At 54.2% G+C, this 3,796-nt stretch carries 4 protein-coding genes; 1 reads left to right on the forward strand and 3 read right to left on the reverse strand.

Features of this window, described 5'->3' with window-relative positions; genetic code table 11:
• Positions 1 to 286: 286 nt before the first annotated feature.
• The 3 genes from ACLD9W_RS12160 to ACLD9W_RS12170 all read right to left on the reverse strand — a co-directional run bounded on the left by ACLD9W_RS12160 (position 287) and on the right by ACLD9W_RS12170 (position 2,718).
• Positions 287 to 415 carry a FeoB-associated Cys-rich membrane protein gene (locus ACLD9W_RS12160; RefSeq protein ID WP_107992863.1) on the reverse strand — a complete coding sequence of 43 codons (129 nt, stop codon included), beginning with the start codon at positions 413 to 415 and terminating at the stop codon, positions 287 to 289.
• Positions 412 to 2,280, reverse strand: coding sequence for a ferrous iron transporter B (feoB, locus tag ACLD9W_RS12165; RefSeq protein ID WP_410842256.1), 1,869 nt, complete (start codon positions 2,278 to 2,280; stop codon positions 412 to 414). The genes ACLD9W_RS12160 and feoB overlap by 4 nt, the downstream gene beginning before the upstream one ends.
• A gap of 171 nt (positions 2,281 to 2,451) precedes the next feature.
• The gene (locus tag ACLD9W_RS12170) at positions 2,452 to 2,718 is read right to left on the reverse strand and encodes a ferrous iron transport protein A (protein ID WP_410842257.1); all 267 of its coding nucleotides are present in this window, start codon (positions 2,716 to 2,718) and stop codon (positions 2,452 to 2,454) included.
• Positions 2,719 to 3,035: 317 nt separating this feature from the next.
• Here ACLD9W_RS12170 and ACLD9W_RS12175 point away from each other — a divergent pair, with 317 nt between their 5' ends.
• On the forward strand, positions 3,036 to 3,662 hold the full coding sequence (locus ACLD9W_RS12175; RefSeq protein ID WP_410842258.1) for an NAD(P)H-hydrate epimerase: 627 nt from the start codon (positions 3,036 to 3,038) through the stop codon (positions 3,660 to 3,662).
• Positions 3,663 to 3,796 lie beyond the last annotated feature (134 nt).

Here is a 3,796-nt window from a genome sequence, read left to right on the forward strand (position 1 = left end):
TTACACCTGTGAGCCGTTTGAATTCCCTGTCGCTTCTTTGGATTAGGTTTTCGTATTTCATTTGGAAATTGTAAATCTTCAGGATACTTTCGCAAGAGGTCTAATGATTAGATGGGCTGCCTGGGTTGTTGAAGTTCACGCTTAGGGTTCGCTTGAAAAGCCATAGATTCGACTACTGACATCCGGCGGCATATTCGATATTCCTGTTGTTTCAACCGCAGCCCAAATATACAAAAGGCCGTCTGAAACGGTTTCAGACGGCCTTTACTTTTCGAACCCTCTTTATTTAACCGCAACCGCCGCATTTGCCGCAGCCGCTGCTGCAATCGCGTTTTTTCGGTTTGAATACGAATTTCCGCAAGAGGAAGAATACGCTGGCGAGCATAATCACGCCGACGATAATATATTGAGTCATGATTTTAGTATCCAACTAGTAACTTGATAAACCACAAATGCGGCGAAGTAAGCCATCAGGAACAAATAGCCGGTAATCATCACCATACTTTTTGTGGATTTGGTTTCGCGTTTAATCACAGTCAATGTCGCGGCGCACATGGGGGCGTACACATACCAAGCCAGGAAGGCGAAGGCGGTCGGCAGGCCCCAGTTGTTGTGCACAATCGGAATCAGCGCGTTTTGCACGGCGTCTTCAGACGACGCGCTGACGGAATAGACCGTACCCAGCGCGGCAACGACAACTTCACGCGCGGCGATGCCCGGAATCATGGCGATACACATTTCCCAAGTAAAGCCCAGCGGGGCGAACAGTGGCTGGATGGTATTGCCGATCATGCCGGCAAGGCTGTAATCGATTGCGGCCCCGGTCGCGCCTGCAGGCGGTTGCGGCCAGCTGACCAAGCCCCACAAAACCACGGTCAGCGCGAAAATAATCGTACCGGCGCGTTTCAGGAAGGCTTTGACCCTGTCCCACAGGCTGGTGATGATGTGTTTGAAGTTGGGCGTACGGAAGGTCGGCAGCTCCATCAGCAGGGGGAATTGCTGCACGTTGCCTTTGACTCGTGCCAAGCGTTTCATGATATATGCCGCCAGTGCAGCCGACAGGATGCCTGCGAGATAGAGGACGAACAGCGTCAGCCCTTGCAGATTGAAGATTCCGCCTACTGTGCGGTCAGGAATGACGGCGGCGATAATCAGCGCGTACACGGGCAGCCGCGCGGAACAGGTCAGCAGCGGGGCGACGGCGATGGTAACGAGGCGTTCGCGCGGGTCATTAATCGTACGCGCCGACATCACGGCGGGGACGGCGCAGGCGAAACTCGACAGGAGCGGGATGAACGAGCGTCCGGACAGGCCGCTTTTCGCCATCACGTTATCCAGCAGGAACGCCGCGCGCGGCAGGTAGCCGGAATCTTCCAAAAGCAGGATGAAGGCGAACAGAATCGTAATCTGCGGCAGGAATACCAACACGCTGCCCATACCGGCAATCACGCCGTTGACGAGCAAGTCGCTGAGGATGCCCGGCTCCATGTTCGCGGCCACCCATTCGCCCAGCCAGCCGAAACCGCCTTCGATGGCGTCCATAATCGGCGCCGCCCATGTGTAAACCGCTTGGAACACCATAAACAGGATGACCAGCAGCATAATCATGCCCCAGACGGGGTGCAGCACGATGTCGTCGAGTTTTTTGTGCCATGCGGGCAGCGTCATCTGGGTGCGTACCACTTGTGCCAAAATCGATTCGACTTCTTGATAAAGTTTGTCGCTATCCAGCGCATCGAGCGTGCGTTCGGCAGAGGCGGGGTTTGCGGGGAAAGAGCGTTTGCGCGGCAGCTTCGCCACGGCTTCGCGTACAGCCTGTACGCCCGACGCGCTCACTGCAACTGTTTCCAAAACAGGTGCATCCAACAACTCGCTCAGTTTGGCCGCGTCGATATTCAAGCCCCTTTTGCGGGCCACGTCGCTCAAATTCAGCGACACCACCATAGGCAGTCCCAGCGTTTTCAGTTCCAAAATCATGCGCAGGGTCATACGCAGGTTGGTCGCGTCGGCAACGGCAATAATGGCATCGGGCGGAATGCCCATCTTGCCTACCATTACATCTTTCGCCACCGCTTCGTCGGGGCTGGTCGTGCGCAGGCTGTATGTGCCCGGCAGGTCGATAATGCGGACGGCCTCGTCGTCGAGGAAGGCGCCCTCGCGCTTATCGACCGTTACGCCCGGATAATTGGCCACCTTGGCATGTGAGCCGGTCAAACCGTTGAACAAAACGGTTTTGCCGCAGTTTGGCGCGCCAATCAAGGCAAAATAGCTTAGTTCCATGAATTGAACTCTCCTTTTTTGATTGTTTGATAAGTTTGAAGTCGGATTTGGGGAAAAGGCTTTGAAATTGTGTTTTCAGATGGCCTAAGGCCGTCTGAAAAGGATGGGGCAATCAAATTGATTTTACCCTTCCCGCATTTTCGGAGTACGAAGCCTGCCTGTGTACGGCAGTCAGCCGTCAATCACATGGCACATAATTTTTCCCGCTTCTTCCTGCCGCAACGAAAATTGCGACTGGTTGCCCAACCGCACGGCAAACGGGCCGTGTCCGAATCCGCCGACGGCAATCACCTGCAACGGCATCCCGCTTGAAAAGCCCAAGTCGGCAAGGCGGCGCGTAACCAGCGGGTCGAGTTCGCCGAAAATCGGATTGGCGACAATAGAATCAATGTGCGCAACCGCGCCTTTACTGAGTTTTGATAAAGGTATGGTAGACATAGGGGGTTTACTTTCGGTGTCGATTAAAAAACAAACGGCCTGGAAAGACGAATCCGACGCGAGGAAGGATAAGGATATATCCCGCCGCCCGCTCCCGCAAAAGAGATAATTTTAATTATTTGCTGCTTTGATTTCGCTATGATAATAAATCTTGTTAATAAAAAAATCAAACCCAAGAGCTGCCAAAACCCTGTTTTCAGACGGCTTCTTGCGGTAAATCAAAAAAAGGAATGATTCGTCGGAAAAGCAGGGGAGCACTATTGATGGGATTTCCGTTTTGATGTTTCATAAAACAGTGGAGACAAAAGGAGCAAATGATGAAAATCTACACCGCCGCAGAAATGCGCGAGCACGAACAAATGGCAGTCGATAAAGGCACGACTTTCGAGCAACTGATGGAAAACGCAGGACGAGCCGCAGCCGCCGACCTGCTGCGAAGGCGGCCACAGACCGTGCGGGTGCTGATTGTGTGCGGCAAAGGCAACAACGGCGGCGACGGCCTAGTGATGGCGCGGATACTGCAGGCGCACGGCTGGCGGGCGGACATTCTGTTTGCCGCCGGAGAAAAACTATCCGAACTGGCGGAATTAAACCGCGGCCGGCTGCAAGGTTTGGACGGCATAGGCTTGATTGCCGCCGAAGACTTGGCAGGCCGTCTGAAAACGGATTACGACGTGATTATCGAAGGCATCTTCGGCACAGGCTTCTGCGGCAGGCTGCCCGCCGGCATCGCCGCAATCTGCCGCCTGCTGAATCAATCGGACGGCCTGAAAGTCGCGCTGGACATCCCTACCGGACTGAACTGCGACACGGGAGAAGCGGATGCGGATACCTTCCGTGCCGATTTAACCTACACCTTCGCCGCCTACAAACCGGCGCACCTGGGCGGAAGCGGTAAAACATACTGCGGCGAAATCGTCTGTTTGGACATCGGCATCGATTAAGGCCTCGCAATATGACAGAGGCCGTCTGAAGATTAGACCTCTTGCGAAAATATTCATCCCATCGCATTAACCAGTCCTGCAATCAGATTTACCCTTAACCCGAACCGTTTCCGCCTGTCGCGGTAAGGCAGCGG

It is taken from the genome of Neisseria sp. WLZKY-1, from assembly GCF_046546535.1.
Taxonomy (GTDB): domain Bacteria; phylum Pseudomonadota; class Gammaproteobacteria; order Burkholderiales; family Neisseriaceae; genus Neisseria.

Bases quoted from the DNA above. Each gene is read 5' to 3' on its own strand.
- ACLD9W_RS12160 (WP_107992863.1), bottom strand. From the start codon at position 415: ATGACTCAATATATTATCGTCGGCGTGATTATGCTCGCCAGCGTATTC.
- feoB (WP_410842256.1), bottom strand. From the start codon at position 2,280: ATGGAACTAAGCTATTTTGCCTTGATTGGCGCGCCAAACTGCGGCAAA.
- ACLD9W_RS12170 (WP_410842257.1), bottom strand. From the start codon at position 2,718: ATGTCTACCATACCTTTATCAAAACTCAGTAAAGGCGCGGTTGCGCAC.
- ACLD9W_RS12175 (WP_410842258.1), top strand. From the start codon at position 3,036: ATGAAAATCTACACCGCCGCAGAAATGCGCGAGCACGAACAAATGGCA.